Source organism: Streptomyces sp. NPDC006174 (assembly GCF_040614075.1).
In the GTDB taxonomy this organism is placed as follows: domain Bacteria; phylum Actinomycetota; class Actinomycetes; order Streptomycetales; family Streptomycetaceae; genus Streptomyces.
Window position 1 is genome coordinate 170,294 of the sequence record NZ_JBEXTJ010000002.1, and the last position, 24,435, is coordinate 194,728.

The window sequence follows — 24,435 nt, forward strand, 5'->3', positions numbered from 1 at the left end:
ACAACAGCGAGGGCAGAATGATGAACACATCGCATTCCGTGTCCGGTCGGGACGGCATCGGGGGCCTACCGGTTCCCCGGATATCCTTCGACGAATTCATGGCCTTCGGGCGGGAGGCTCTCATCCGAGCCGATGTGCCCGTGGTCATCACCCTGCCGAAAGGCACGCAGGGGCTGGGCCGCGACGGTGTCGCGGAGCGCCTCGGCGACATGATGGTCACCCTGTTCACCGAGCGGGGCAACAAGCAGAACTCGGAGCGGTGGACCACCAAGGAGATCAGGCTCCGCGAGTTCTTCGAGGACGACCGGTACATGGACGATCCCGGTACCTGGAATCGCATCGTCTCGAACTTCCGCAACAGCCCGGCCGACGTCAACGCGATCCTCGGCTTCGACGCCGGGAAGCTCTTCGACTACCGCGGCCCCATGAACGCCGCGAACCTGTGGATCAGCCACAAGGGCGTTTTCACCCAGAGTCACTTCGACGAGCTGGAGAACTTCAACATCTGCCTGGAGGGCCGCAAGCGGTTCGTCCTGGCTCCGCCGGGCTTCTGGGAGTACTACCCGAGGTCCCTGCGCCACGGGTTCGGCGACAAGTCGCAGGTCTTCGACTTCGACGACGTGGACTGGGCGCGCTACCCGAAGCTCGCTTCCAAGCTCGTCCAGCGCCGTGAACTGGTCCTGGAACCCGGCGAGATGCTCTACCTTCCGCTCGGCTGGTGGCACCAGGCCGAGTCGCTGGACGAGATGAACATCAACATGAACTTCTGGCTGCGCGACCCGAAGATCTTCCGCCGTCCCTACGTGCTCGGCGTGGCGATCTACACCGCGGTCTACCGGAAGCTCAAGGGCGTCTACAACTACGAACCGGCGGATACCACCTCATGACCGAGCGCCAGAGCATCACCCCCGCCCACCGGTACCGGAACAACGACAAGCTCATCGGCATCGGCAACGCGTTCTGGGACCTGTCGGAGCGGCACGGCCTGGCCGGGATCGTCGCCGACTACGACGCCGGGACGGGCCTCCTGCGGGCCACCGAGGGCCACGAATTCATCCCGGACGGCCATGAGTTCGTCAACTTCAGCTGCTGTTCCTACCTGGACCTCGACTCGCACCCGGACGTGATCGAAGGCGGCATCGCCGCACTGCGCCGCTACGGCGTGCTCGACCACTGCATCGCCCGCAGCCGGGTCCAGATACCCGCCATGCAGGAGCTGGAGACCTCGCTCGGCGAGCTCTTCGGCGGCCAGGTCGTCGCCTCCATCGCCGCCAGCACCGCGACCTTCGGCCTGCTGCCGCTCATCGCCTCCGGCCATCTGGGCAACGGTGTCCGGCCGTTGATGATCTTCGACAAGAACGCGCATGTGTCGATGGCCAACGTCAAGCCGGTCTGCGCGGACGAGACCGAGGTCGTCACTTCCCGCCACCACGACCTCGACTTCATCGAGGACATGTGCAAGAAGTACGAACGGGTCGCCTACGTCTGCGACGGCAGTGACAGTCTGGGCGGTTACGCGCCGGTCAAGGAGCTCTCCGCGCTCCAGGACCGCTACGGCATGCTCGTCTACTACGACGACTCGCACTCGCTGTCGGCGTACGGCGAGCGGGGCATCGGCTACGTCCGTACGCACAACCCGATCCAGGACGAGCGCACCATCACGGTGGTCACCCTCAACAAGGCGTTCGGCACCAGCGGCGCGGCGGTCGTCCTCGACGGTCAGTCCAAGGAGACGCTGCGCGTCATCGAGCGCTTCGGCGGCGCCCTGAACTACTCGCAGCTCCTGGACACCGCCTCGGTCGGCGCCGGGCTCGCCTCGGCGGAGATCCACCGGACCGCGGAACTGACCGCGCGCCAGAACCAGCTCTACGGAAACATCGCGCTCTTCGACTCGCTGGTCCACACCGACCAGGCCGGCAGCACCTTCCCGATCCGGCTGGTGCCGATGAGCGACGAGACCGTGATCGAGGCGGGCCGCCGTGTCATCGAGGCCGGTTTCTACGTGTCCCCGGTCTTCTTCCCGATCGTCGCGCGCGGTACGGCGGGGTTGCGGGTCATGATGCGGTCGGGCCAGACCGAGCGGCAGATCCGCGACCTGGGCAAGGTCCTGGTCGAGGTGGGCGCGCAGGCCGCCGTACCGCTCACCGGCGAGGCGGACCGGTGACGGGCGCGGCCAGAGCTGTTCCGCGCAGCATCCTGTACACACCGGCGCTGGCGCTCGACCGGGTCGTCAAGGCCTGGACGTACGACGCGGACCTCCACCTCATCGACCTGGAGGACTCGGTTCCGCGACCGGAGAAGGAGGCGGCGCGGAAGGTGTGCCGTACGGCGCTGGAGAGATCCCCGGCGCCGGAGAACATCGCCGTACGGGTCAACGAACTGGGCACCATGGAGGCCGTGCACGACCTGGTGATGCTCACCGAGTGCGCGGTCGGGCCCGGCTTCGTCCTGATGACCATGGTCGACTCCGCCGTCGAAGTGGCCCTCATGCGGGACACGCTCGCCTCGGCGGGACTGCGTCCGCAGATCTACGTGACCCTGGAGACGCCGACTGCCGTCGCCGGTGTCGACGCCATCGCGGATGCCGCCGACGGCCTGGTCTTCGGCTCGGCGGACCTGGCCGCCACCATGGGCGTCGAGATCGGCTGGGCGAACATGCTCCCGGCCCGCCAGGCGATGGCCATGGCCTGCGCCCGGCACGGCGCGGCCTGCATCGACACCGCCAACTACCGGCTCGGCGAGCCCAATGCACTGGCCGAGGAGCTCGCCCGCGTCCAGGAGCTGGGTTTCCACGGCAAGGCGACCGTGCACCCGTCCGAACTGGCAGCGATCAACAGCGCCTTGCGGCCCCATCCGGAGCGGCTGCGCCAGGCCCGCCGGGTCGTCGAGGCCGTACGGGCGGCAGGCGACGGGATCGCGCTGCTGGACGGGAACATGGTCGGCCCTCCGTTCGCCCGCATGGCCCGTACGACGGTGGCGCTGGGTGACGCGTGGGCGGAACGTTTCGGCGACCGCGCCTCAGGTGCCCGGCGCGACGGTGAGGAGGTGGCCCATGAGCGTCGTTGACGACCTCACCGACGTCCCGCCCGGGACCGCACGCCGCGCGTCCGTGGCCGTCATCGGCACCGGTGCGATCGGCCGCGACCTGGTCGGCAAGGTGCTCCGCTCGAAGCTCCTGGAGTGCGCGCTGGTGGCCGGACGCAGCCCCGGCTCCGCCGGCCTCCGGCACGCCGCCGAGCTCGGCTGTCCCACGTCGGCGGACGGCATCGACGCGGTCCTCGCCGCCTCGCCGGCGGTCGACATCGTCCTCGACGCCACCAATGCCATGTCGCACGTCGAACACTGGCGGCTGCTCGAACCGCTGGGCCCGCTGGTGATCGACATGACGCCGAGCAAGGTCGGCCAGATGGTGGTCCCGACCGTCACCGGCATGCAGCCGCCGGCGGTGCGCAACGTCAACCTGATCAGCTGCGGCGGCCAGGCGTCGGTCCCGATCGCGCACGCGCTCGCCGACCGGTTCGCCGTGGAGTACATCGAGGTCGTCTCCACCGTGGCCTCGACCATCGCGGGACGCGCGACCCGGCTGAACCTGGACGAGTACGTGGCGACGACCGCGTACGCCGTCACCGCGTTCTCCGGCGTACGCGACACCAAGGCGGTCCTCAACATCAGCCCCGCCGTCCCTCCGGCGCCGTTCCGGACGGCCGTGCACGCGATCGTCCCGGGAGCCGACGCCGAGGCGGTGCGTGCCGTGGTCGCCGAGGCGGCCGACCGGGTCCGCGCCGTCCAGCCCGGCTACGAGGTCGTCGCGTGCGCGGTGAGCGGCGACCGGATCACCGTCTCCGTGGAGGTGGTGGCGGACAGCGATGTGCTGCCGCCGTACGCCGGGAACCTGGACATCATCAACGCGGCGGCCATCATGGTCGCCGAGCAGCACGCGGCCCGGCTCTTCCCGGCCGCCCGGACGAGGGCGGGCCGATGAACGCCGTGACGATCCACGACCCGACGCTGCGCGACGGCCAGCACGCGGTCCGGCACCAGCTCGGCGCCGCCGCGATCGGCGGCTACGCGCGCGCCGCGAACGCCGCCGGGATCCCGGTGGTGGAGGTGGGCCACGGCAACGGGCTCGGCGCCTCCTCGCTCCAGGTCGGGCGGGCCGCGGTGAGCGACGACGTGATGCTGGCGACCGTACGGGAGGCGCTGACCACCAGCCGGATGGGCGTCTTCATGCTGCCCGGCTGGGGCACCTCCGCCGACCTGCGCAAGGCGGTCGGGCACGGCGCGGACATCCTCCGTATCGGTGTGCACTGCACCGAGACGTCGCTGGCCGAGCGCCACCTCGAATTCCTGCGCACGGAGGGCGCCGAGGCGCACTGCGTGCTGATGATGAGCCACATGGCCACTCCGGCCGAGCTGGCCGAGCACGCGGCGAACGCGGTGGGTTACGGGGCGCAGGCCGTCGGGATCATGGACTCCGCCGGCCACTTCCTGCCCGAGGACGTCACCGAGCGGATCGGCGCGATCGCCGGGGCCGTCGACGTGCCCGTCATCTTCCACGGGCACAACAACCTCGGCATGGCCGTCGCCAACTCGGTGGCCGCCGCCGGCGCGGGCGCCACGATCATCGACGGCTGCGCACGCGGCTTCGGCGCCGGAGCCGGCAACACCCAGCTGGAGGCCCTCGTACCGGTCCTGGAGCGGACCGGGTTCCGCACCGGGATCGACCTGTACGCGCTGCTCGACGCGGCCGAGTTCGCGGAGCGGGAACTGATGCCGGCACCACCGGTGATCGGCTCGCTGAGCATCGTCAGCGGACTGGCCGGAGTCTTCTCCGGGTTCAAGCATCAGGTGCTCGACCACGCGGCCCGGGGCGGGGTCGATCCGCGTGATGTGTTCTTCGAGCTCGGCAGGCGCCAGGCCATCGCCGGGCAGGAGGACCTGATCGTCGACGTCGTCGCCGAGCTGAGCGCACGCGGGAACGGCGGGAGCGCATGACGGAACCACGGATGACCGGCGGCGAGGACGGCCTGCCGGGACCGGAGACGGCCGGCGCCGCGGGCCTGACGGGACCACGGATGATCTCCGCCGCGGACATGGCCGGCGAGGAGCGTCTGCTAGCCGTGGTCGAGGCGCTGGCCGAGGCCTTCGCCGATCTCTCGGCTGGCCGGACCTCCTCGCCGTCGCGGACCGTCGTCCAGCACGGTCCGCGACGGGAGCTGCTGGCGGCGACGGCGGTCTGGGAGCGGCGCGGTGTGGGCAGCGTCAAGATCACCACGCTCACGCCGGACAACCCGGACCGCGGCCTTCCGCTGATCCACGGCACGGTGGTCCTGACGGACCTGGAGACCGGCCGGATCACGGCGCTGCTGGAGGGCGCCGAACTGACCGCCGTACGCACCGGTGCGGTCGCCGCGCTCGCGACCCGTCTGTGCGCGCCCGAGGACGCCGGGGACCTCGCCGTCATCGGCGCCGGGGTCCAGGCGCGGGCGCTGGTGCGGGCCGTGTCGGCGGTGCGGCCGGTCCGCTCGGTGCGGGTGTTCTCCCGTACCCGTGCCCGTACGGAGGAGTTCGCGCGGTGGGTCAGGGAGACCTCGGGCCCGGCGGTGGAGGTCACGGTGTGCGGCACGGCGAAGGACGCCGTGGTGGGCGCCGAGATCATCTGCACGACCACCTCCACCAGCGACCCCGTGCCGCTGGTGGCGGCCGAGTGGGTGGCACCCGGAGCGCACGTCAACGTGATCGGCGGCACCGACGAGTACGCGATCGAGGTCGCGCCGGAGCTGCTCGCGGAGGCGCTCGTGGTCGTGGAGGAGCGCGCGGCGGCGGTCGAGGAGGCCGCCGAGGTACGGGCCGCGCTCGCCGCCGGGCTGATCGGCGAGCATCAGCTGGTCGAACTGGGCGCGCTGGTCGACGGGTCGGCCGCCAAGGGCCGGGAAGGCGCGGCGGCTGGCCGGATCTCGGTGTTCCGAGGCGTCGGTATGGCCATCGAGGACACGGCCGCCGCCGCGGCGCTCTACGGGGCCGTGGGCGGTTGAGGTGCCTCGTCCGGCGTCTCGCGGCAGCGGACCATGAAGGAGCGCTCGAACACGATGACGGGCTCTCCGGTCGACTTCCTGCCCGTCGTCTCCACCGTGACGATGCCCTGCCCGGGGCGGGACCGGGACAGCCGTTTGTGGAGGATCCGGCTCTCGGCGTACAGCGTGTCGCCGACGTACACCGGATCCTTCAGGCGGACCTTGTCCCAGCCCAGGTTGGCCACCGCCCGCGCGGAGAGCGCCTGCACGGTCATGCCGCCGACCAGGCAGAGGGTGATCCCGCTGTTGACGAGGACCCGCCCGTACTCGGCACCCTCACCATAGGCGCGGTCGAAGTGCAGCGGGTGCTGGTTCATGGTGAGCAGGGTCAGCCAGGTGTTGTCGGTCTCGGTGATGGTCCGGCCCGGCCAGTGCTTGATCAGCATCCCGTCCGTGAAGTCCTCGTAGTCCCCGCCGTGTTCCTCGACGTACTCGTTGTCCCCGACGCGGCGCAGCGTCATGTGCCGTTCCCCCTCCTGCGACAGGCAGTTGCCGTGCGGTGCGACCGTACGCCATCCCTACCGAAAGGCTCATGATGAAGCCGGAGAGTGCGCTCGTGGAGGCCGGTCCACAGGCCGCGTCGGGTCATCCGTGGTTCGGCGACCGGCGCATCGCACCGCCGCCCGTCCCGCCGGCGACGATCCGCCGGATGCTGGACCACGAGATACGGGAAACCGGCTGGCCGTACCAGCGGCTGCTGCCCGCCGCACCGATCGCGCTGCCGCGCACGGCGTACGCGGAGCTGTTCCGGGTGACCGCGGCCCTGCTCGACCTGGTGCGGCGTACGGCACTGGAGACGGCGCCCACCACGGAGGGCCGGCTCGCGGCGTACGGCATGCCGGAGAGCGAGCACCAGCTCTTCGTGGCCGACCAGTTCACCGAGGAGCGGTACGCGGACTGCGTGACGCGGCCCGACATCGTGATCGGCCCGAACGGCCCGCAGTTCCTGGAGTTCAACGTCAGCGGGGCGCTCGGCGGTCCGGTGGAGGTGCGCTCCAGGCTGGCGGTCTGGCGCGAGCTGTACGCCGACGAGCAGGGCCGGCTGCCGTTCAGCAGCCACCATCCCTTCGCCGTACGCGCCAGGATGTTCCACGACCTGTGCGCCGAGCTGAACGTGGCACCACGTGTGGCGGTACTGGGCAGCGCGCGTGACCAGGGAGGTGCGACCCGGTACTTCGACCTGCAGACCGAGTACTTCGCGAGCCAGGGTCTGACCGCGCGCTTCTTCGAGCCGGAGGATCTCCACGAGGCCTGGGACTGTCCGCCGCACCTGCGCTACGGCGTGGGCCTGCGGGACTTCACCATCCCGGACTGGGCCGAACTCGGCATCGACACCGCGCCCGTCCAGGACGCGCTGGACCACGGCTGTCTGCTCGTGGGCACGCAGACCTCCACCTTCCTCTCCAGCAAGCTGACGCTGGGCCTGCTGTCGGAGGGCCGCCCGTGGATGAGCGCCGCCGAGCAGGCCCTGGTCGACCGGTACCTGCCGTGGACGCGGGTGCTGTCCCACCGGTTCACGCACCGGGGCGACCGCAAGCTGGACCTCGTCCCGTACGCCGTGGAGAACCGGGAGACGCTGGTGCTCAAGGCGAGCATCGGGATGAGCGGCAAGCAGGTCGCCATCGGGCGCGAGACGGACCCGGCGGAGTGGGAGGAGGCGGTGGTCTCGGCCGCCGGGACCGGCACCAGCATCGTCCAGGACTTCGTCTCCCCGCGCACCTGCCGCCTCTCGCTGGCCGCCGACGGCGCGGACGCGACCCATGAGGCCGACATCGCACCGGTCTTCGGCCCGCTGCTCTTCGGCGGCCGTCCTGCGGGCATCCTGGCCCGCTTCTTCGGCGACGGCACGGCCGGGGTCGTCACCGTCCTCGGCACCCACAGCTCCGACAACTGCGTGGTCGCCGTCTGAGCGGATGGCCGAGCCGGACCCGGATTCTTGGCTGGTCCGTCGGCTGTGTCGGCACGGCAGTGGTGGGGTAAACAGGCAGGGCGGTCGGGAGGGCCCGGCGGTGGCCCAGGCGGGCGGCGGGGCTCTCCAGCGCGGTCACTGGAGCGGTTTCCGGACAGCCCGACGGTCTATGAGGTGGCATACATGCATACGCTGGCTGCACAGGCTGGATCGACGGCCGCTCGGCAGTGAAGGGCTGAGCGCACAGAACGTCCCGGAGGCAGGAATGGCGAAGCAGGCTCGCGCGGTGCAGACGTGGCGGTCGATCGTGGACGCCGCGGCGAGTGTCTTCGACGACTACGGCTACGAGCGCGCCGCCATCTCGGAGATCCTCCGTCGCGCCAAGGTGACCAAGGGCGCGTTGTACTTCCACTTCGCGTCCAAGGAGGCCATCGCCCAGGCGATCATGGACGAGCAGACCTCCACGGTCGACTTCGCCCAGGAGGGATCGCCGCTCCAGTCGCTGGTGGACGGCGGCCAGCAGTTCGCCTACGCCCTGCGCCACAACGCGATGGCGCGCGCCGGGACCCGCCTCTCCATCGAAGGCGTCTTCCTCGGCGGGCCGCACCCGTGGGGCGACTGGATCGACGCGACGGCCCGGATGCTGGAGCTCGGCAAGGAGCGGGGTGAGGTGCTGCCGCATGTCGATCCGATGGTCTCGGCCAAGGTCATCGTGGCGTCCTTCACCGGTATCCAGCTGATATCGGAAGCCGACACCGGCCGCGCCGATCTGCGCGAGCAGGTGGCCGAGATGTGGCGCCACCTCCTGCCGTCGATCGCCCATCCCGGGGTCATCGCCCACATCAAGCCCGAGGGCCGGGTGGACCTCGCGGCCCAGGCGCGTGAGAAGGCCGAGCAGGCCGAGCGGGAGGCCCAGGAGATAGCCGCGGCGGCGGAGGCGGCCCGTGGCGCCGCCACGGCCGGCCGGAGCGGCGGGAGCGCTCCGCGCGGCGGCGGGGCGGCCGGTCGCGGTACGGGAGACCGGTCCGAGAGCGAAGGCGCCGACGAGCCTGCCGGGGCCGGGGCCGGTGCCGGTCCCGGGGCGTCGGCTGGTGGGCGGATCTGAGCGTGGGCGTGCCGTGCGGTGTTTCACGTGAAACATCCGGTTGATGACAGCGCAGGGCCGCGGAACTCGACGGAGTTCCGCGGCCCTGTTTTCTTTCCGCTTTCTGGCGGCGCCTCGCCCGTCGGTCAGGCGGCCAGACGGGCGGTGAGGGCCTTGGCCTTCTCCCGGGCCTCCTCGAACGCCTTGGCGCGAGAAGCCTCGGCGAGCGGGATCAGCTCGGCCATCGACGGCTGCGAGTGGGCGAGGGTCAGCTCCGGAACGATGAAGTCCACCTCGACGGAGAACATGCTCGTGAGCAGCTTCTCCAAGTAATTCTGGACAAACTCGAAGTCCTCGCGCGGCGTACCCGGAGCGTACGAGCCGCCGCGGCTGGCGACGACGGTCACCGGGGTCCCGGCGATGGGGGAGTCCGGTCCCGCGTTGTGACCGACGATGATCACCTGGTCCAGCCAGGCCTTGAGGGTCGACGGGATCGTGAAGTTGTACATCGGAGCGCCGATCAGGACGGCGTCCGCCGCGGCCAGCTCCTCGGCCAGCTCCCGGCGCAGCGGGTCGTCGGCCCCGGCGACGACCGCCGCCGCGGCCAGGTGGGGCACCGGGTCGGCGGCGAGATCGCGGTGGACGACGGTCCCGTCCGGGTTCTGGTCGAGCCAGGCCTCGACGAACGCGGCGGTGACGTCGCGGGACGCGGAACCCTGAGGAAGGACGGCGGAGTCGAGGTGCAGCAGCGTGGCCATGGGGATCTCCACAGAGAGCGAAGGGGACGGGGCGGCGGCGGAGGTCCGCGCGTCGCTCCTTTCCGTACGTAACTACTAATAGCATAGCTGCTTACTTTTCATAAGCGCCCTACGGTGGCGCAGTACTCTAGGGGCATGGCAGATCACAGCGAGCAGGCCTGTCGGCGGGTCGATGTGGGCATCAGCCGTGTCTTCGAGCTCTTCGGCAAGCGCTGGACCGGGCCGATCGTCTCGGTGCTGCTGCAGAGGCCGGTGCACTTCGCGGAGTTGCGCCGCGCCATCCCCGGGATCAGCGAGCGCATGCTCTCGGACCGGCTGGCCGAGCTGGGTGCGGCCGGCCTGGTGATCCGCGAGGTCGACGAGGGTCCGCCGCTGCGCGTCGCGTACCGCCTCACCGAGGCCGGCGCCGCGATGGAACCGGCGCTCAAGGAGCTCGGCCAGTGGGCCGACACGTACCTCGCGAAACCGGAACCGGGCACCGGCTGCTGAGCGCCGCCGACCGGTACTGACGGCCGTGCGGGAACGGCGGTACGGTTCGTGGCGGTCGGAGAGCTGACGAGGCAGGGGAGGCGACGCTCCATGGGCGTCATCGCAGGCGTGGGTGTGGACGAGGGCGCGGCTGCGGAGCGCCCGGTCCCGGACACCCGTACACCGGCCGGGACCGGGGCAAAGGCTCGTATTCCGGTCGTGGCCGGGTTCGCGCGGCACGGAGAGGCCGGATCACCGAAGGCGGCCGGCAAGGCGCTGCGCGGCCAGGTACCGCGCTCCGCGCACGCGTCGCTGATCCTGCCGTCGGGCCGTCCCGACGCCGTACGGGCCGTCGAGGAGTCCAACCGGGGCCGCGTGCCGGGGCTCACGCCGATCCGGGTGGGCCGGATGGCCGCCTCGCCCTTCGCCTTTCTGCGCGGCTCGGCCGGACTGATGGCCCACGACCTGATGGGCACTCCGGTCACCGGTGTGGGCGCGCAGCTCTGCGGCGACGCCCACGCGGCCAACTTCGGCCTCTACGGTGACGTCCGCGGCAACCTGGTCATCGACCTCAACGACTTCGACGAGACCGTCTTCGGCCCCTGGGAGTGGGACCTCAAGCGGCTCGCCACCTCACTCGTCCTGGCGGGCCGGGCCGTCGGCGCGGACGAGGACACCTGCCGCAAAGGCGCGTACGACACCGTCGGCGCCTACCGCCGCACCATGCGGCTCCTGGCCCGGCTGCCCGCGCTCGACGCCTGGAACGCCATCGCGGACGAGGAGCTCGTCTCGCACACCGACGCCCGTGACCTGGTCGGCACGTTGGAGAAGGTCTCCGAGAAGGCCCGCAGGAACACCAGCGCCCGGTTCGCGGCCCGGTCCACGGAGGACTGCCTCGACGGCGGCCGGCGCTTCGTCGACGCGCTGCCGGTGCTGCGCCGCGTGCCGGACGCGGAGGCCGCGGCGGTGGCGGCCGGGCTCGGCGGCTATCTGGCCACGGTCGCCGAGGACCGGGTGCCGCTGCTGGAGCGGTACGCGATCCACGACGTGGCGTTCCGGGTGGTCGGTACCGGCAGCGTCGGGACCCGCTCGTACGTCGTCCTGCTGCTCGACCACCGCGGGGAGCCGCTGGTCCTCCAGGTGAAGGAGGCGCGTGAGTCGGTGCTGGCGCCGTATCTGCCGGCCGTCGGCTTCGAGGCGCCGCAGGAGGACCACGAGGGCCGCCGGGTGGTGCTCGGCCAGAAGCGGATGCAGGTGGTCAGCGACATCCTGCTCGGCTGGACGGACGTGGACGGCAGGCCGTACCAGGTACGCCAGTTCCGCAACCGCAAGGGCAGCGTCGACCCGGCCGCGCTCACCGTCGAACAGGTCGACGACTACGGCCGGATGACCGGGGCCCTGCTGGCCCGCGCCCACTCCCACAGCGCCGACCCCCGGCTGCTGGCCGGCTACTGCGGCAAGAACGACGAACTCGACGCGGCGATCGCCGACTTCGCGGTGACCTACGCCGACCGTACGGAGGCGGACCACGCGGAGCTGGAGCGGGCGATCAAGACGGGTCGGATGGCCGCCGAGCGCGGTATCTGAGGACGGCCGGGCGCGCGGGGCCGGGACCGTGCGGTACGGGGTGTGCGGCGGGGGCCATACGCTGGACGGGTGACCCACGAAGCCGCCGGAGTGCCTCCCACCCGGAACGATGATGACCGGCAGGACGACGACCGGCCCGCCGAGCCGCACCCCGCACCGGAGACCGCTGCCTCTTCGGCAGAGGAAGCGCCGCGTCCCGAGGCGCGGCTGGCCAAGGCCGTGCGGGTGGCCGAGCAGGCGCTGATCGAGTTCGAGATCGCGGTGGAGACCTTCCGCGTGGAGGTCGAGAACTTCTCCCGGCTGCACCACCAGAAGCTCGGCCCGATGTACGCGCGCCTCGACGAGCTGGACGCGCAGATCGCCGAGGCGCGGGCCGCGAAGTCCGGTGACCCCGAGGACCTGCGCAAGGCCAAGGAGGCGCGGGACATCGTCATGCCGATGCCCGGCGTCGACGAGCTCTTCCACGACTGGATGGACTCCGACGGCCTCTCGCCGGAGGCCTCCGCCATGCTCACCGAGCAGCCGGTACGGCCGCCGAAGCGGGTCAGGCCGAGCGAGGAGGCCCGCAAGCTCTACCGCGAGCTGGCCCGCAAGGCCCACCCGGACCTGGCCCAGGACGAGCCGGAGCGGGAGCGCCGGGACGAGTTCATCACCCGCGTCAACGCCGCGTACGGGCGCGGTGACGTCGAGCTGCTCAAGGAGCTGGCGGCGGAGTGGGCGGCGGGCCCGGCCGAGCCGCTCACGCCGCTGAGCGAGAGCGAGGAGCTCTACGCCCGGCTTGAGTGGCTCAGCAGGCGCAAGGAGCTGCTCACGGTGCTCGCAGGCGAGCTGGAGGAGAGCGCGATCGGCTCGATGCTCAAGATGGCCCCGGACGACCCGGACCAGCTGCTGGAGGACATCGGTGAGCAGCTGCTCGGCGAGGTGTCCCGGCGCGAGGCCGAGCTCGCGGAGATGGTGCAGTAGCGTTCCGGGTGACGTGGCCACGTACGTACGAGAGAAGGCATGACCCATGAATTTCGCCCCGCTGCCCTCGGTGGACGTCGCTGCGGTGCCGTCGGACGGCCTGGTTCTGGACGTCCGCGAGAACGACGAGTGGGCGGCCGGTCATGTGGAGGGTGCGCTGCACATTCCGATGAGCGATTTCGTGGGCCGGTTCGGTGAGCTGACGGAGGCCGCCGAGGACGGTCGGCGCGTCCATGTGATGTGCCGGGTCGGCGGCCGGTCCGCCCAGGTCACGCAGTATCTGGTCCAGCAGGGGATCGACGCCGTGAACATTGACGGCGGCATGCTCGCCTGGGACGGGGCCGGGCGTCCGATGGTCACGGACGACGGAGCCTCGGCCTTCGTCCTCTGATCTTCCTGTGGGCTCTCCGCGTCAGGCCGGCGGGTGGGCGGCCAGCAGGTCGCCCAGGGCCTCCTCGTGGGCGGCCGCCGGGCCGAGGGAGAGCTCGATCTGCTTCGCCCAGGCGTGGAAGCGGTGCAGCGGGTAGTCGGTGTCCGCGCCGAAGCCGCCGTGCAGGTGCTGCGCGGTCTGCACGATGCGGCGGACCCCGTCCGAGGCCCAGATCTTCGCCACCGCGATGTCGCCTTCGGCCGGCAGCGGGCCGCCGGCGTCGGTGGAGATCCGCCAGGCCGCCTGCCAGAGCGTCACCTCCATCGCCCGCAGGTCGATGTACCGGTCGGCGGCCTGCACGGCCACCGCCTGGAACGTGGCGACGGGAAACCCGAACTGCTCGCGCTTGCCGGTGTATTCGGCCGTCATCGCGAGCACCCGCTCGCCGAGACCGAGCGCCAGCGCGCAGGTCCCGGTGGTCAGCAGGTTCCGCAGCCACTCCCAGGCCCCGGGCGCGTCGATCAGTTCATGCGCCTCCACGCGTACGGAGTCGAGCCGGACCTCCGCCAGACGCTCACCGCTGGTGGAGACCTGGTCCGCGAGGGTGACGCCCGCGCGGGCGGGGTCCACGAGGGCCAGGACGGACCGGCCGTCGCCGGTGTGCGCGGGAACGGCTATCCGGTCGGCCGCCTGAGCCCAGGGGACCGCCGACTGCACGCCGTCGAGCATCCAGGCTGGAGGGGCTGACCCGGAAGGCGCTGAGCCCGGAGCGGCTGAGTCCGGAGGGACGGCCGCGGAACCCTCCGGCCGTACGGTGACGGCGCGTTCGGCGGGGTCGTGGCCGGTGCGTCCGTTGGCCGCGGCGGTCAGGACCAGCTCGCCGCGCGCGGCCCTGGGCAGCAGCTCCGCCGCGAGGCCGCGCTCGCCGTACCGCTCGACGGCCATCGCGACCGCGCAGCTCTCCAGCAGCGGGACCCGGGCCAGCACCTTGGCCGACTCACGCAGGACCAGGCAGAGCGCGACCGGGTCGAGCCCGGCGCCGCCGTACTCCTCCGCGAGCGTCAGACCGAGCAGATCCGACCCCGCAAGCTCGCCCCACAGCCGCCGGTCGATGTCCTCGGCCACGGCGCCCGGCGTGAGCGCGGGACTGGGCACGCTGTCGGGCGCGACCCCGGAGAAGACCGCCCGGGCCGCCTCCACGGCTGCCTGCTGTTCCTCGGTGAAGGTGAAGTCCACTGCCCCGGCCTCCCGTTGGCGGTCCCTGGCGGGCCGTCAAGATAGAACAGGTTCTAGGAGAAGGGAACAGGTTCTACGGGAAGGAACGGCCTGTCGGCAGCGGAACAGGAGCGCCGTCAGCGGTCGAAGTCCAGCTCCACCTCCGGGGTGAGCGGATGCGACTGGCAGGCCAGCACGAACCCGGCGTCCGTCTCCTCCGGCTCCAGCGCGAAGTTCCGCTCCATCCGGACCTCGCCCGAGACGAGGAACGCCCGGCAGGTCCCGCACACCCCGCCCTTGCAGGCGTACGGAGCGTCCGCGCGGCTCCGCAACACCGTCTCCAGCAGCGACTCCGCGTCCTTCACGGGCCAGCTGCCCGAGCGGCCGTGCAGGGTGGCCGTCAGCGTGGCGTCGGAGGGTGCGGTGACCTTGACCACCGTGACATCGGACGGGCCGTCGTCGACGTGGAAGATCTCCTGGTGGATCCGGGTCCGGTCGACGTCCAGCCCGCGCAGCGCCTTCTCCGCCCCGCGTACGAGACCGAGCGGCCCGCACAGGAACCAGCCGTCCACCTCCGCCACCGGCAGCACCGCAGGCAGCAGCGCGGTGAGCCGCTCGGTGTCCAGGCGGCCGGAGGGAAGACCGGCCGACTGCTCCTCACGGGAGAGGGCGGTGATCAGCTGGAAGCGGTCCGGATAACGGTCCTTGAGGTCAGCCACCTCGTCCAGGAACATCGTCGAGGCCGCCGTGCGGTCGCTGCGGATCAGACAGAACCGCGCCTTCTCCTCCCGCGCCAGCAGTGTGGCCGCCATCGACAGCACCGGCGTGATCCCGCTGCCGCCGACCACCGCCGCGAAGAGGCCCGGACGCGGCTCCAGCACGAAGCGGCCCATCGGAGGCATGGCCTCCACCTGGTCTCCGACGGCCAGCTCCTTCAAGGCGTAGGTGGAGAACGCTCCGCCCTCGACCCCGCGAATACCGACCCGGACCACCGGCTCGGCCGGCTGCTCGGTGGCCGGTGCGCAGATCGAGTACGAACGGCGGATCTCCTTGCCCTCCACGGTGAAGCGCACGTTCAGATGCTGGCCCGGCTGGTGGCGGAAGATCTCACGCAGCTCGGCCGGCACGGCGAAGGTCACGGCCACCGCATCGTCCGTGATCCGTTCGATCGCGCTGACCCGGAGCGGATGGAACATCTACAACTCCTTGAAGTGGTCGAACGGTTCGCGGCAGGCGACGCAGCGGCGCAGGGCCTTGCACGCCGTGGAGGAGAACCGGCTGAGCAGCTCCGTCTCCGTGGAGCCGCAGTGCGGGCAGCGCACCGAGAGCGTCAACGGCACCGGGCCGCCGTCGGCGCTGTGGACGCGCGGCGGCGCTATGCCGAACTCGGCGAGCTTGCGGCGGCCCTCGGCGCTGATGTCGTCGGTCGACCAGGCCGGTGCGAGCACCGTGACCACGGAGACCTCGGGCACACCGTTCTCGTGGAGCACCCGCTCGATGTCGGCGGACATGGCCTCGATCGCCGGACAGCCGGTGTACGTCGGAGTGAGCCGCACCGTCACCCGGCCCGGGCCCTCCACGTCCACGCCGCGCAGGACGCCGAGCTCGGCCAGGGTCAGCACCGGCAGCTCGGGGTCCGGGACGGAACCGGCGAGGGAGCGCAGCTCCGCCTCCAGCGGGGTGTCGGTCACCATGACGCCCCCGGGTGGCTGCGGTGCAGGTGCTGCATCTCGGCGAGCATCCGGCCGAACGGCTCGGTGTGCAGGCCCTGCCGTCCCGCGCCCGCCGCCCAGGCTCCGGTGCGCGGCCCGCTCGGCAGCGTCAGCGTGGCCCGCTCCACGGTGCCGGTGACGGAAGCCAGCCAACTGCGCTCCAAATCCTGCCAGTCGACGCCGGAGCCGGTGGTGCCAGTCGTGCCGGTGGTGTCCGTGGTGCCGGTGGTGTCCGTAGCGCCCGTGGTGCCAGTGGCGTCCAGGCCCTCCACCGGCTGGAACATCTCGCCGGTGAAGCGCCAGAGCGCCTCCAGGCCGGCCCGCATCCGCTCATGGCTCTCGGCGGTGCCGTCGCCGAGCCTCAGGACCCACTGCTCGGCGTGGTCCCGGTGGTAGGCGACCTCCTTGACGGCCTTCGCCGCCAGGCCCGCGAACTCGCCGTCCCCGGCCGCCAGCCGCTCGTACAGCAGGTGCTGGTAGACCGAGAAGTAGAGCTGGCGGGCGATGGTGTGGGCGAAGTCCCCGTTGGGCTGCTCGACCAGCTGGAGGTTGCGGAAGGCCCGCTCCTCGCGGAGGTAGGCCAGCTCGTCCTCGTCACCGACGAGCGAGAGCAGCACCCGCGCCTGGCCCAGCAGGTCCAGGGCGATGTTGGCGAGGGCCACGTCCTCCTCCAGGACGGGAGCGTGGCCCGCCCACTCCCCCAGCCGGTGCGAGAGCACCAGCGCGTCGTCGCCGAGGGCGAGGGCGGCGCTCACAGGTGCTTCACCCCGTCCGGGATCTCGTAGAAGGTCGGGTGGCGGTAGGGCTTGTCGCCGGCCGGCTCGAAGAAGGAGTCCTTCTCGTCGGGCGAGGAGGCGGTGATCTCCGTGGACGGGACGACCCAGATCGAGACGCCTTCGGAGCGGCGGGTGTAGAGATCGCGCGCGTTGCGCAGGGCCATCTCGGCGTCGGGCGCGTGGAGGCTGCCCGCGTGGGTGTGGGAGAGCCCGCGCCGCGAGCGCACGAACACCTCCCACAGCGGCCAGTCGGTCGAGCTGCTCATGCCGTCTCCTCCACATGCTGTGCGGGCTGTGCTGTCCGGGTGGACGGGGTGGTGTGCTTGGCGGCGTACGCCGCGGCCGCGTCCCGGACCCAGGCGCCCTCTTCGTGGGCCCTGCGCCGCTGGGTGATCCGCTGCTCGTTGCACGGGCCGTTGCCCTTGAGGACCTCCTGGAACTCCGTCCAGTCGATCGCGCCGAAGTCGTGCTGTCCGCGCTCCTCGTTCCACCGGATGTCGGGGTCCGGCAGGGCCAGGCCCAGCGTCTGCGCCTGCGGCACGCAGATGTCCACGAAGCGCTGCCGCAGCTCGTCGTTGGAGTGCCGCTTGATCTTCCAGGCCATCGACTGCTCGGAGTGGGACGAGGCGTCGTCCGGCGGGCCGAACATCATCAGGGACGGCCACCACCAGCGGTCCACCGCGTCCTGGGCCATCGCGTGCTGGGCCTCGGTGCCGCGGCTGAGGGCGAGGAGCAGCTCGTACCCCTGGCGCTGGTGGAAGGACTCCTCCTTGCAGATGCGGACCATCGCGCGGGCGTACGGGCCGTAGGAGCAGCGGCAGAGCGGCACCTGGTTGGTGATGGCCGCGCCGTCCACCAGCCAGCCGATCGCCCCGACGTCGGCCCAGGTCAGGGTCGGGTAGTTGAAGATCGACGAATAGCGCTGGCGGCCGGCGTGCAGCTTGTCGAGCAGCTCCTCGCGGCTGGTGCCCAGCGTCTCGGCGGCGCTGTAGAGATACAGGCCGTGTCCGGCCTCGTCCTGGACCTTGGCCATCAGGATCGCCTTGCGGCGCAGTGAGGGCGCGCGGGTGATCCAGTTGGCCTCGGGCTGCATGCCGATGATTTCCGAGTGGGCGTGCTGGGCCATCTGGCGGACCAGCGTGGCGCGATAGGCCTCGGGCATCCAGTCGCGCGGCTCGATGCGCTCGTCGGCGGCCACCGCCGCGTCGAAGACCGCGAGACGTGCCGCGTCCGCCGGGTCCTCGGCCGCGCCGGGCGCCCTTCCTGCCGCTTTCGCCGTGCCTGAGGTGCTCTGCGTCTTCTGGTCCGCAGTCACTGCCGCCATCCCGGGCTCCCTACCGACCGATCGTTCGGTTCATTGACTTCAATGGTCGGTCGGAGGCCCGTAGGGTGTCAACCCTGTGGATAACCGAGTGGTGATCGATGGTGAGCGGGGCGGGATGGATGCGGACCACGACGGGAACTCCGGCAGTGGAGATTCCGGCAGCGTGCACGAGGACGTCCGGCCGCAGGCCGTGAGCCGGACCTGTCCCGAACCGGACGCTCCGGCACCCGGACCGGACGCCCCGGCCTCCGAAGCGGAAGCTCCGCTCTCCGCGCCGAACCCGCCCGGAACCGGCGTAGGCATAGCCGGTCTCTCCTTCGGCTACCAGCTCGTCGCCGCCCTCTCCCTCTCCCTCATCGGGCTCCTGGCCTGCGCACAGGTGGCGATGGTCTTCCTGCACGTCGCCCCGTCCAACACACTGACCAAGCAGCACGGCAAGACGGTCGACGACTGGATCTACCCGGAGTTCGAACAGAACTGGAAGCTCTTCGCTCCCAACCCGCTCCAGCAGAACATCGCGGTCCACGTCCGGGCCGAGGTGTCCGGGGCGGAAGGGCGCCGCACCACCGGCTGGATCAGCCTCACGCAGGAGGACGGCGACGCGATACGCGGCAGCCTCTTCCCCAGCCATGTGCACCAGAACGAGCTCCGCCGGGGCTGGGACTTCTACCTGAACTCGCACGACGACCGGAACAAGCCCAACGGGCTGCGCGGCGACCTCTCCGAGCGCTACATCCGGCGCATCGCGATGCTGCGGCTCAGCGAGCGCGACCTCGGCGGCACGGTCGAGCGGATCCAGATGCGGTCGGCCAGCAGCACGATCTCCCCGCCTCCGTGGTCCACCGAGAAGGCCAACACCCGCCCGAGCTACCGCGAACTCCCCTGGTGGCCCGTGACCCCCGACGATCTGCCCGCACCGCGCGACGCGGCGCGCGCCGAGGAGGGGACCAAGTGACCACCACGCCGCCCACCGCACCGCCGGCCGGCCGGCCCGCACCCGACCGGATCACCGCCGCCGGCACCGCCCTGGCCCGCGCCCTCCAGCGCATCACCGCATCGGCCCTCGGCCCGTACCAGAGCGCCGTCATCCGGATCGGCGTCGCCGCCACCTACCTGTTCTTCCTGGTGCGCGAGCTGCCGCACCGCCATGAGCTGTACGGCCCCGGCAGCCCGTGGCACTGGGACCTGGCGCGGCAGCTCACGGCGGGCAACGACGCCTTCTCCGTCCTCCTCTGGTCGGACAGCGCGCTCTGGTTCGAGGTGGTGTACGCGCTCACCGTCCTCTCCGCCGCCGGTCTGCTGCTGGGCTGGCGCACCCGGACGATGTCGGTCCTCTTCATGGTCGGCGTGCTCTCCGTCCAGAACCGCAGCGTCTTCATGGGCGACGGCGGCGACAACGTCATCCACCTGATGGCGATCTACCTGGTGCTCACGCGCTGCGCCCAGGTCTGGTCGCTGGACGCCCGCCGCGCGGCCCGCGAGACGGAGCGCGACGCGCTCGGCCTGCCGCCCCGGCGGGACGTCGTGGGCCCGGTGCTCTGGGCGGTCCTCGGCCCGGTCCTGCTGGGGGCCACGCTGGTGGACGGCCTCGGCGGGACCTGGTGGCTGCCGGTCCTGCTGTGGATCCTCTGGCTCTCCGCCGCCGCCTGGTGGGCCGCGAACCGCTTCGCGCCGCACGGACAGCCGCGCGCCCTGCTCGACGTACTGGCCAACCTCGCCCACAACGCCACGCTCGTCGTGATCATGATCGAGGTCTGCCTGATCTACGCGACGGCCGGCTGGTACAAGATCCAGGGCTCCCGCTGGCAGGACGGCACCGCGCTCTACTACCCGCTCAAGCTCGACTACTTCTCGCCGTGGCCCGCCCTCTCTGACGTGCTCGCCTCCAGCGGGCTGATGGTCATGGTGCTGACGTACGCGACGGTCATCGTCCAGGTCGCGTTCCCGTTCACCCTGTTCAACCGGCGGCTCAAGAACGTCCTGCTGGTCATCATGATCGGCGAGCACGCCGGGATCGCCGTGCTGCTCGGGCTGCCGTTCTTCTCGATGGCGATGATCGCGGCGGACGCGGTGTTCCTGCCGACGGTCTTCCTCGTCTGGCTGGGCGGCCGGGCCGCGCTGGGCCGGCAGCGGCTGCTCGGATGGCTGCCGCGGCGGTCGCGCTCGCTTGAGGACGGCGGCCCGCAGGAGGTGCCCGCCACGCGCTCGGCGCCGGAGGAACGCGGCGGTACGGGGGAGGCCCCGCCGCACGGTGGTGGCGGGGGCCATACGCTCGTCGGGTGAGCAGCGAGACCGGCAGCACCGGCGGCACCCCAGAGCCCCTCCAGTACGACGACGGCTACGGCCAGGAGGTCGGCGTCGGCCCGCACCCGCTGCCGTGGCCCGAGGACGAGCGGTACGACCCCGAGCTGCTGGCCCACGGCGACCGGCGCAACGTCGGTGACGCCTACCGCTACTGGACGCGGGAGGCGATCGTCGCCGACCTCGACCTGCGGCGCCACGACTTCCATGTGGCCGTGGAGAACTGGAGCCACGACTTCAACATCGGCTCGGTCGTCCGGACCGCCAACGCCTTCCTGGCCAAGGAGATCCACATCGTCGGCCGGCGGCGCTGGAACCGGCGCGGCGCCATGGTCACCGACCGCTACCAGCATGTGCGCCACCACCCGGACACGGCGGACCTGACCGCCTGGGCGGCGGCCGAGGACCTGCCGATCATCGGGATCGACAACCTCCCCGGCGCTGTACCGCTGGAGCGGACCGAGCTGCCGCGCCGGTGTGTGCTGCTGTTCGGACAGGAGGGTCCCGGCCTGACCGAGGAGGCGCGGAAGCACGCCTCGCTGGTGTGCTCGATCGCGCAGTTCGGCTCGACCCGGTCCATCAACGCGGGGGCCGCGGCGGCCATCGCGATGCACGCCTGGGTGCAGCGCTACGCCGATGTCCCCGACCCTCGTCGGTAGCGCCTAGGCCTGGCGGCGGACCTCCACCACGCGGAAGCGGTTGGCGACGAAGGCCGCGTCGCACAGGGCCGCGTTGGCCGCCGGGTTGCCGCCGGAGCCGTGGAAGTCGGAGAAGGCCGCCGTCTGGTTGACGTAGACCCCGCCGGTCAGGTTCAGCGAGAGCTGGGCCGACTCCTCCAGGCAGACCTCCTCGATCGCCTGCTCCACCTCGGCGGAGGTGGTGTAGGCGCCGACCGTCATCGCGCCCTTCTCGCGGATCGTGCGGCGCAGCAGCTCCAGGGCCGCGTCCGTCGACTCGACGGCCACCGCGAAGGAGACCGGACCGAAGCACTCCGAGAGGTACGCCGCGTCCTCGTCACTCTTCGTGCCGTCGAGCTTGACGACGACCGGCGTACGGACGACGGCGTCCGGGAATTCGGCGTTGGCGACCGTACGCGAGGCGAGAGCCACCTCGCCCAGCTCACCGGCCGCCTCGACCCGGGCCTTGACGTCCGGGTTGACCAGCGCGCCGAGCAGGGCCGCCGCGCGGGCGTCGTCGCCGAGGAGTCCGTCGACGGCCGCCGCGATGTCGGCGGTCACCTCGTCGTACGACTTGGCGCCGTCGTCCGTGGCGATGCCGTCCCTCGGGATCAGCAGGTTCTGCGGAGTGGTGCACATCTGGCCGCTGTAGAGCGAGAGCGAGAACGCCACGTTGGCGAGCATGCCCCGGTAGTCGTCGGTGGAGTCGACGACGATCGTGTTGACGCCGGCCTTCTCCGTGTAGACCTGCGCCTGGCGGGCGTTGGCCTCCAGCCAGTCGCCGAAGGCGGTGGAGCCGGTGTAGTCGATGATGCGGATCTCGGGACGGACGGCGAGGGTCTTCGCGATGCCCTCACCCGGACGCTCGGCCGCGAGCGCGACCAGGTTGGCGTCGAAGCCCGCCTCGGCCAGCACCTCACGGGCGATCCGGACGGTCAGCGCGAGCGGCAGCACGGCCCTGGGGTGCGGCTTCACCAGCACCGGGTTGCCGGTGGCGAGCGAGGCGAACAGGCCCGGGTAGCCGTTCCACGTCGGGAAGGTGTTGCAGCCGATGACCAGCGCGATCCCGCGGCCGGTCGTGGTGAACGTCTTCGTCAGCTTCAGCGGATCGCGCTTGCCCTGCGGCTTGGACCAGTCGGCGTTCTCCGGCGTGCGGACCTGCTCCTGATAGGCGTACGCGACGGCTTCCAGGCCACGGTCCTGTGCGTGCGGGCCGCCCGCCTGGAACGCCATCATGAAGGCCTGGCCGCTCGTGTGCATCACGGCGTGGGCCAGCTCATGGGTCCGGGCGCTGATCCGCGCCAGGATCTCCAGACAGACCAGGGCCCGGGTCTCGGGGCCCGCCGCCCGCCAGGCAGCCGTGCCGGCCTTCATCGCCGGGAGCAGGACGTCGAGGTCGGCGTGCGGATACTCGACGCCGAGCTCCGGCCCGTACGGCGAGGTCTCGCCGCCCGTCCAGCCGTCGGTGCCGGGCTGGTCCAGGTCGAGCCGGCTGTTCAGCACCGCGTCGAACGCGGCCTTGCCCTCGGTGGCCCCGAGACTGCCCGGCGCGCCGCCCTCGCCGTACGCCTTCGGGTGCTCGGGGTGCGGTGACCAGTACGCGCGCGTACCGATCGTGTCGAGGGCCCGGTCGAGCGTGGGCCGGTGGGTCTCGGACAGCTGCTGGGGGGTGAGCGCGGCGGCCATGGCGGACCAACTCCTCATCGAGCCGGGCAGGGACGTACGGACGGAGTCAGAGTAACCGAACGATCGGTCGGGACAAGGGGTCCCGGCGAACCTGTGGACAACTTCGGAGGTCCCCGCCTGCGCGGAGAAGGCCCCCCATGGGGGAGGATCGCGGACATGACCACGGCCAAGCGGGACACGTACACCCCGGAGACTCTGCTCACCATCGCCGTCCGTGTCTTCAACGAGCGCGGTTACGACGGCACCTCCATGGAGCACCTCTCCAAGGCGGCGGGCATCTCCAAGTCCTCGATCTACCACCATGTGGCGGGCAAGGAGGAGCTGCTGCGCCGGGCCGTGAGCCGGGCGCTCGACGGGCTCTTCGCCGTCCTGGACGAGCCGGGAGCGGTGCGCGGGCGCGCGATCGAGCGCGTCGAGTACGTCACGCGCCGGACCGTGGAAGTGCTGATGGCGGAGGTTCCGTACGTCACGCTGCTGCTGCGGGTGCGCGGCAACACCCAGACCGAGCGGTGGGCGCTGGAGCGGCGGCGCGAGTTCGACCACCGGGTGGCGGAGCTGCTGAAGGCCGCCGTGGCCGACGGGGATCTCCGGGCCGATGTGGACATACGGCTGGCCACCCGGCTGCTCTTCGGCATGGTCAACTCGCTGGTCGAGTGGTACCGGCCGCAGCCCGGCGGCTTCCCGGGCGAGGAACAGCTCGCCGAGACGGTGGTCCAGCTCGCCTTCGAAGGGATGCGGGCGACCGGCGACCGCAACGGCTGATTCCGGCCCCTGTCAGGCCAGCTCGGCCGGGCGGTCCGGGTGCGGGCCGAGGTCCGTCTCCTCGAAGACCAGCAGCGTCCGCGTCGACAGCACCTCGGGAATCGACTGGATCCGGGTCAGGACCAGCTCCCGCAGCGCCCGGTTGTCCGGCGTGTGCACCAGCAGCAGGACGTCGAAATCGCCGCTCACCAGCGCGATGTGCGTGGCCCCGGGCAGCGCCTGGAGCTGCTCGCGCACGGTGCGCCACGAGTTCTGCACGATCTTGAGCGTGATGTACGCCGACGCCCCCTGGCCGGCCCGCTCGTGGTCGACCCGGGCGCCGAATCCACGGATCACGCCGTCCTCGACGAGCCGGTTGATCCGGGCGTAGGCGTTGGCGCGCGAGACATGGACCCGCTCGGCCACCGAACGTATCGAGGCGCGGCCGTCGGTCTGGAGGATGCGCAGGATGTCCCGGTCGATGGCGTCCAAGGGACGTGCGGGCGGAGGCGCGACCGGCTCCGGGCCCGGCGAGGCGGGCGGTGGTGTCGTCGCCGGGAGCGCGGCGCGGCCGGGGTCCTCGCCCGTTCCGGCCATTTGTTCAGCTGCCATCTGCCCGCGCCTCCCTGTTGTGGACGACCTGTCTCCATCCCAAGCTGTGGAGAACCGTTTGTCCACAGGCTGAAGGTGCCTGTAGCCAAAATGCGCTCGCGACCGAACAATCGGTAGGTGAGGCACACCACACCGGTGCCTCGCACGCCCCGCGACACCCTCGCGACATCTCTTGTCA

General features: G+C 71.4%; 26 protein-coding genes. 16 read left to right on the top strand and 10 right to left on the bottom strand.

The features are described 5' to 3' along the window. Nucleotides 1–20: 20 nt before the first annotated feature. The 6 genes from ABZ267_RS05230 to ABZ267_RS05255 all read left to right on the top strand — a co-directional run bounded on the left by ABZ267_RS05230 (nucleotide 21) and on the right by ABZ267_RS05255 (nucleotide 6,035). Complete coding sequence (locus ABZ267_RS05230; RefSeq protein WP_356749726.1) at nucleotides 21–887, top strand: cupin-like domain-containing protein; 867 nt, start codon at nucleotides 21–23, stop codon at nucleotides 885–887. Beyond that, the gene (locus ABZ267_RS05235; RefSeq protein WP_356749728.1) at nucleotides 884–2,164 is read left to right on the top strand and encodes an aminotransferase class I/II-fold pyridoxal phosphate-dependent enzyme; all 1,281 of its coding nucleotides are present in this window, start codon (nucleotides 884–886) and stop codon (nucleotides 2,162–2,164) included. Before ABZ267_RS05230 ends, ABZ267_RS05235 begins: the two co-directional genes overlap by 4 nt. Beyond that, complete coding sequence (locus ABZ267_RS05240) at nucleotides 2,161–3,066, top strand: aldolase/citrate lyase family protein (protein WP_356749730.1); 906 nt, start codon at nucleotides 2,161–2,163, stop codon at nucleotides 3,064–3,066. Before ABZ267_RS05235 ends, ABZ267_RS05240 begins: the two co-directional genes overlap by 4 nt. Next, nucleotides 3,053–3,982, top strand: a complete 930-nt coding sequence (locus tag ABZ267_RS05245; protein WP_356749732.1) for an acetaldehyde dehydrogenase (acetylating) — start codon at nucleotides 3,053–3,055, stop codon at nucleotides 3,980–3,982. The genes ABZ267_RS05240 and ABZ267_RS05245 overlap by 14 nt, the downstream gene beginning before the upstream one ends. Beyond that, complete coding sequence (gene dmpG, locus ABZ267_RS05250; RefSeq protein ID WP_356749734.1) at nucleotides 3,979–4,995, top strand: 4-hydroxy-2-oxovalerate aldolase; 1,017 nt, start codon at nucleotides 3,979–3,981, stop codon at nucleotides 4,993–4,995. The genes ABZ267_RS05245 and dmpG overlap by 4 nt, the downstream gene beginning before the upstream one ends. Before the next feature lie 65 nt (nucleotides 4,996–5,060). Further along, entirely contained in the window at nucleotides 5,061–6,035 is a 975-nt protein-coding gene (locus ABZ267_RS05255) for an ornithine cyclodeaminase family protein (protein ID WP_356750059.1), read from the top strand. On the opposite strand, the gene ABZ267_RS05260 is transcribed toward ABZ267_RS05255, so the two are convergent. Continuing rightward, nucleotides 6,014–6,535 (bottom strand): MaoC family dehydratase, encoded by a 522-nt coding sequence (locus ABZ267_RS05260; RefSeq protein ID WP_356363650.1) that lies wholly within the window; start codon nucleotides 6,533–6,535, stop codon nucleotides 6,014–6,016. The two genes, ABZ267_RS05255 and ABZ267_RS05260, sit on opposite strands and share 22 nt — an antisense overlap. Nucleotides 6,536–6,606: 71 nt before the next feature. On the opposite strand from ABZ267_RS05260, the gene ABZ267_RS05265 reads away from it, so the two are divergent. Together ABZ267_RS05265 and ABZ267_RS05270 are read left to right on the top strand one after the other, a co-directional pair. After that, nucleotides 6,607–7,983: a hypothetical protein gene (locus tag ABZ267_RS05265; protein ID WP_356749736.1), complete on the top strand. Its 1,377-nt coding sequence runs from the start codon at nucleotides 6,607–6,609 to the stop codon at nucleotides 7,981–7,983. 265 nt (nucleotides 7,984–8,248) lie between these two features. Continuing rightward, nucleotides 8,249–9,088: a ScbR family autoregulator-binding transcription factor gene (locus ABZ267_RS05270; protein ID WP_356749738.1), complete on the top strand. Its 840-nt coding sequence runs from the start codon at nucleotides 8,249–8,251 to the stop codon at nucleotides 9,086–9,088. 125 nt (nucleotides 9,089–9,213) lie between these two features. Here the strand turns inward: ABZ267_RS05270 and ABZ267_RS05275 are convergent, their stop codons facing one another. Further along, a complete protein-coding gene (locus ABZ267_RS05275) occupies nucleotides 9,214–9,825 on the bottom strand; it encodes an NAD(P)H-dependent oxidoreductase (RefSeq protein ID WP_356749740.1) in 612 nt (203 codons plus the stop codon). Between the two features lie 135 nt (nucleotides 9,826–9,960). Between ABZ267_RS05275 and ABZ267_RS05280 the strand changes: the two genes are divergently transcribed. The 4 genes from ABZ267_RS05280 (at nucleotide 9,961) to ABZ267_RS05295 (ending at nucleotide 13,234) form a co-directional block, all read left to right on the top strand. Then, nucleotides 9,961–10,314, top strand: a complete 354-nt coding sequence (locus ABZ267_RS05280; protein ID WP_356749742.1) for a helix-turn-helix domain-containing protein — start codon at nucleotides 9,961–9,963, stop codon at nucleotides 10,312–10,314. A 90-nt stretch (nucleotides 10,315–10,404) separates the two neighbouring features. Continuing rightward, a complete protein-coding gene (locus ABZ267_RS05285) occupies nucleotides 10,405–11,880 on the top strand; it encodes a DUF2252 domain-containing protein (protein ID WP_356749744.1) in 1,476 nt (491 codons plus the stop codon). A gap of 69 nt (nucleotides 11,881–11,949) precedes the next feature. Further along, complete coding sequence (locus ABZ267_RS05290) at nucleotides 11,950–12,843, top strand: hypothetical protein (protein ID WP_356749746.1); 894 nt, start codon at nucleotides 11,950–11,952, stop codon at nucleotides 12,841–12,843. A 46-nt stretch (nucleotides 12,844–12,889) separates the two neighbouring features. Next, entirely contained in the window at nucleotides 12,890–13,234 is a 345-nt protein-coding gene (locus ABZ267_RS05295) for a rhodanese-like domain-containing protein (protein WP_356749748.1), read from the top strand. A gap of 21 nt (nucleotides 13,235–13,255) precedes the next feature. Here the strand turns inward: ABZ267_RS05295 and ABZ267_RS05300 are convergent, their stop codons facing one another. The 6 genes from ABZ267_RS05300 to paaA form a co-directional block, all read right to left on the bottom strand. Next, on the bottom strand, nucleotides 13,256–14,449 hold the full coding sequence (locus tag ABZ267_RS05300; RefSeq protein ID WP_356749750.1) for an acyl-CoA dehydrogenase family protein: 1,194 nt from the start codon (nucleotides 14,447–14,449) through the stop codon (nucleotides 13,256–13,258). Between the two features lie 116 nt (nucleotides 14,450–14,565). Further along, a complete protein-coding gene (locus ABZ267_RS05305) occupies nucleotides 14,566–15,624 on the bottom strand; it encodes a 2Fe-2S iron-sulfur cluster-binding protein (RefSeq protein WP_356749752.1) in 1,059 nt (352 codons plus the stop codon). Beyond that, nucleotides 15,625–16,122 carry a 1,2-phenylacetyl-CoA epoxidase subunit PaaD gene (gene paaD, locus ABZ267_RS05310; RefSeq protein ID WP_356749754.1) on the bottom strand — a complete coding sequence of 166 codons (498 nt, stop codon included), beginning with the start codon at nucleotides 16,120–16,122 and terminating at the stop codon, nucleotides 15,625–15,627. Continuing rightward, a complete protein-coding gene (paaC, locus tag ABZ267_RS05315) occupies nucleotides 16,116–16,895 on the bottom strand; it encodes a 1,2-phenylacetyl-CoA epoxidase subunit PaaC (protein ID WP_356749756.1) in 780 nt (259 codons plus the stop codon). Before paaC ends, paaD begins: the two co-directional genes overlap by 7 nt. Beyond that, nucleotides 16,892–17,182, bottom strand: a complete 291-nt coding sequence (gene paaB / locus ABZ267_RS05320) for a 1,2-phenylacetyl-CoA epoxidase subunit PaaB (protein ID WP_018513917.1) — start codon at nucleotides 17,180–17,182, stop codon at nucleotides 16,892–16,894. The genes paaC and paaB overlap by 4 nt, the downstream gene beginning before the upstream one ends. Further along, nucleotides 17,179–18,240 carry a 1,2-phenylacetyl-CoA epoxidase subunit PaaA gene (paaA, locus tag ABZ267_RS05325; protein ID WP_356749758.1) on the bottom strand — a complete coding sequence of 354 codons (1,062 nt, stop codon included), beginning with the start codon at nucleotides 18,238–18,240 and terminating at the stop codon, nucleotides 17,179–17,181. Before paaA ends, paaB begins: the two co-directional genes overlap by 4 nt. A 115-nt stretch (nucleotides 18,241–18,355) precedes the next feature. Between paaA and ABZ267_RS05330 the strand changes: the two genes are divergently transcribed. From ABZ267_RS05330 to ABZ267_RS05340, 3 genes are read left to right on the top strand one after another with little or no spacing between them, the layout of a single operon-like run. Beyond that, entirely contained in the window at nucleotides 18,356–19,195 is an 840-nt protein-coding gene (locus ABZ267_RS05330) for a DUF5819 family protein (RefSeq protein WP_356750061.1), read from the top strand. Continuing rightward, nucleotides 19,192–20,523, top strand: a complete 1,332-nt coding sequence (locus tag ABZ267_RS05335) for an HTTM domain-containing protein (protein WP_356749760.1) — start codon at nucleotides 19,192–19,194, stop codon at nucleotides 20,521–20,523. The genes ABZ267_RS05330 and ABZ267_RS05335 overlap by 4 nt, the downstream gene beginning before the upstream one ends. Beyond that, complete coding sequence (locus ABZ267_RS05340) at nucleotides 20,520–21,200, top strand: TrmH family RNA methyltransferase (protein WP_356749762.1); 681 nt, start codon at nucleotides 20,520–20,522, stop codon at nucleotides 21,198–21,200. The genes ABZ267_RS05335 and ABZ267_RS05340 overlap by 4 nt, the downstream gene beginning before the upstream one ends. A 3-nt stretch (nucleotides 21,201–21,203) precedes the next feature. Here ABZ267_RS05340 and paaN read toward each other — a convergent pair whose 3' ends face one another. Then, nucleotides 21,204–22,904 (bottom strand): phenylacetic acid degradation protein PaaN, encoded by a 1,701-nt coding sequence (gene paaN, locus ABZ267_RS05345; RefSeq protein ID WP_356749764.1) that lies wholly within the window; start codon nucleotides 22,902–22,904, stop codon nucleotides 21,204–21,206. 156 nt (nucleotides 22,905–23,060) lie between these two features. Between paaN and ABZ267_RS05350 the strand changes: the two genes are divergently transcribed. Continuing rightward, nucleotides 23,061–23,666, top strand: coding sequence for a TetR/AcrR family transcriptional regulator (locus ABZ267_RS05350; RefSeq protein ID WP_356749766.1), 606 nt, complete (start codon nucleotides 23,061–23,063; stop codon nucleotides 23,664–23,666). A gap of 12 nt (nucleotides 23,667–23,678) precedes the next feature. Here the strand turns inward: ABZ267_RS05350 and ABZ267_RS05355 are convergent, their stop codons facing one another. After that, nucleotides 23,679–24,257, bottom strand: coding sequence for an Lrp/AsnC family transcriptional regulator (locus ABZ267_RS05355; protein WP_356749768.1), 579 nt, complete (start codon nucleotides 24,255–24,257; stop codon nucleotides 23,679–23,681). Nucleotides 24,258–24,435 lie beyond the last annotated feature (178 nt).

Bases quoted from the DNA above. Each gene is read 5' to 3' on its own strand.
- ABZ267_RS05230 (WP_356749726.1), top strand. From the start codon at position 21: ATGAACACATCGCATTCCGTGTCCGGTCGGGACGGCATCGGGGGCCTA.
- ABZ267_RS05235 (WP_356749728.1), top strand. From the start codon at position 884: ATGACCGAGCGCCAGAGCATCACCCCCGCCCACCGGTACCGGAACAAC.
- ABZ267_RS05245 (WP_356749732.1), top strand. From the start codon at position 3,053: ATGAGCGTCGTTGACGACCTCACCGACGTCCCGCCCGGGACCGCACGC.
- dmpG (WP_356749734.1), top strand. From the start codon at position 3,979: ATGAACGCCGTGACGATCCACGACCCGACGCTGCGCGACGGCCAGCAC.
- ABZ267_RS05260 (WP_356363650.1), bottom strand. From the start codon at position 6,535: ATGACGCTGCGCCGCGTCGGGGACAACGAGTACGTCGAGGAACACGGC.
- ABZ267_RS05265 (WP_356749736.1), top strand. From the start codon at position 6,607: ATGATGAAGCCGGAGAGTGCGCTCGTGGAGGCCGGTCCACAGGCCGCG.
- ABZ267_RS05270 (WP_356749738.1), top strand. From the start codon at position 8,249: ATGGCGAAGCAGGCTCGCGCGGTGCAGACGTGGCGGTCGATCGTGGAC.
- ABZ267_RS05275 (WP_356749740.1), bottom strand. From the start codon at position 9,825: ATGGCCACGCTGCTGCACCTCGACTCCGCCGTCCTTCCTCAGGGTTCC.
- ABZ267_RS05280 (WP_356749742.1), top strand. From the start codon at position 9,961: ATGGCAGATCACAGCGAGCAGGCCTGTCGGCGGGTCGATGTGGGCATC.
- ABZ267_RS05285 (WP_356749744.1), top strand. From the start codon at position 10,405: ATGGGCGTCATCGCAGGCGTGGGTGTGGACGAGGGCGCGGCTGCGGAG.
- ABZ267_RS05295 (WP_356749748.1), top strand. From the start codon at position 12,890: ATGAATTTCGCCCCGCTGCCCTCGGTGGACGTCGCTGCGGTGCCGTCG.
- ABZ267_RS05305 (WP_356749752.1), bottom strand. From the start codon at position 15,624: ATGTTCCATCCGCTCCGGGTCAGCGCGATCGAACGGATCACGGACGAT.
- paaD (WP_356749754.1), bottom strand. From the start codon at position 16,122: ATGGTGACCGACACCCCGCTGGAGGCGGAGCTGCGCTCCCTCGCCGGT.
- paaB (WP_018513917.1), bottom strand. From the start codon at position 17,182: ATGAGCAGCTCGACCGACTGGCCGCTGTGGGAGGTGTTCGTGCGCTCG.
- paaA (WP_356749758.1), bottom strand. From the start codon at position 18,240: ATGGCGGCAGTGACTGCGGACCAGAAGACGCAGAGCACCTCAGGCACG.
- ABZ267_RS05330 (WP_356750061.1), top strand. From the start codon at position 18,356: ATGGATGCGGACCACGACGGGAACTCCGGCAGTGGAGATTCCGGCAGC.
- paaN (WP_356749764.1), bottom strand. From the start codon at position 22,904: ATGGCCGCCGCGCTCACCCCCCAGCAGCTGTCCGAGACCCACCGGCCC.
- ABZ267_RS05350 (WP_356749766.1), top strand. From the start codon at position 23,061: ATGACCACGGCCAAGCGGGACACGTACACCCCGGAGACTCTGCTCACC.
- ABZ267_RS05355 (WP_356749768.1), bottom strand. From the start codon at position 24,257: ATGGCAGCTGAACAAATGGCCGGAACGGGCGAGGACCCCGGCCGCGCC.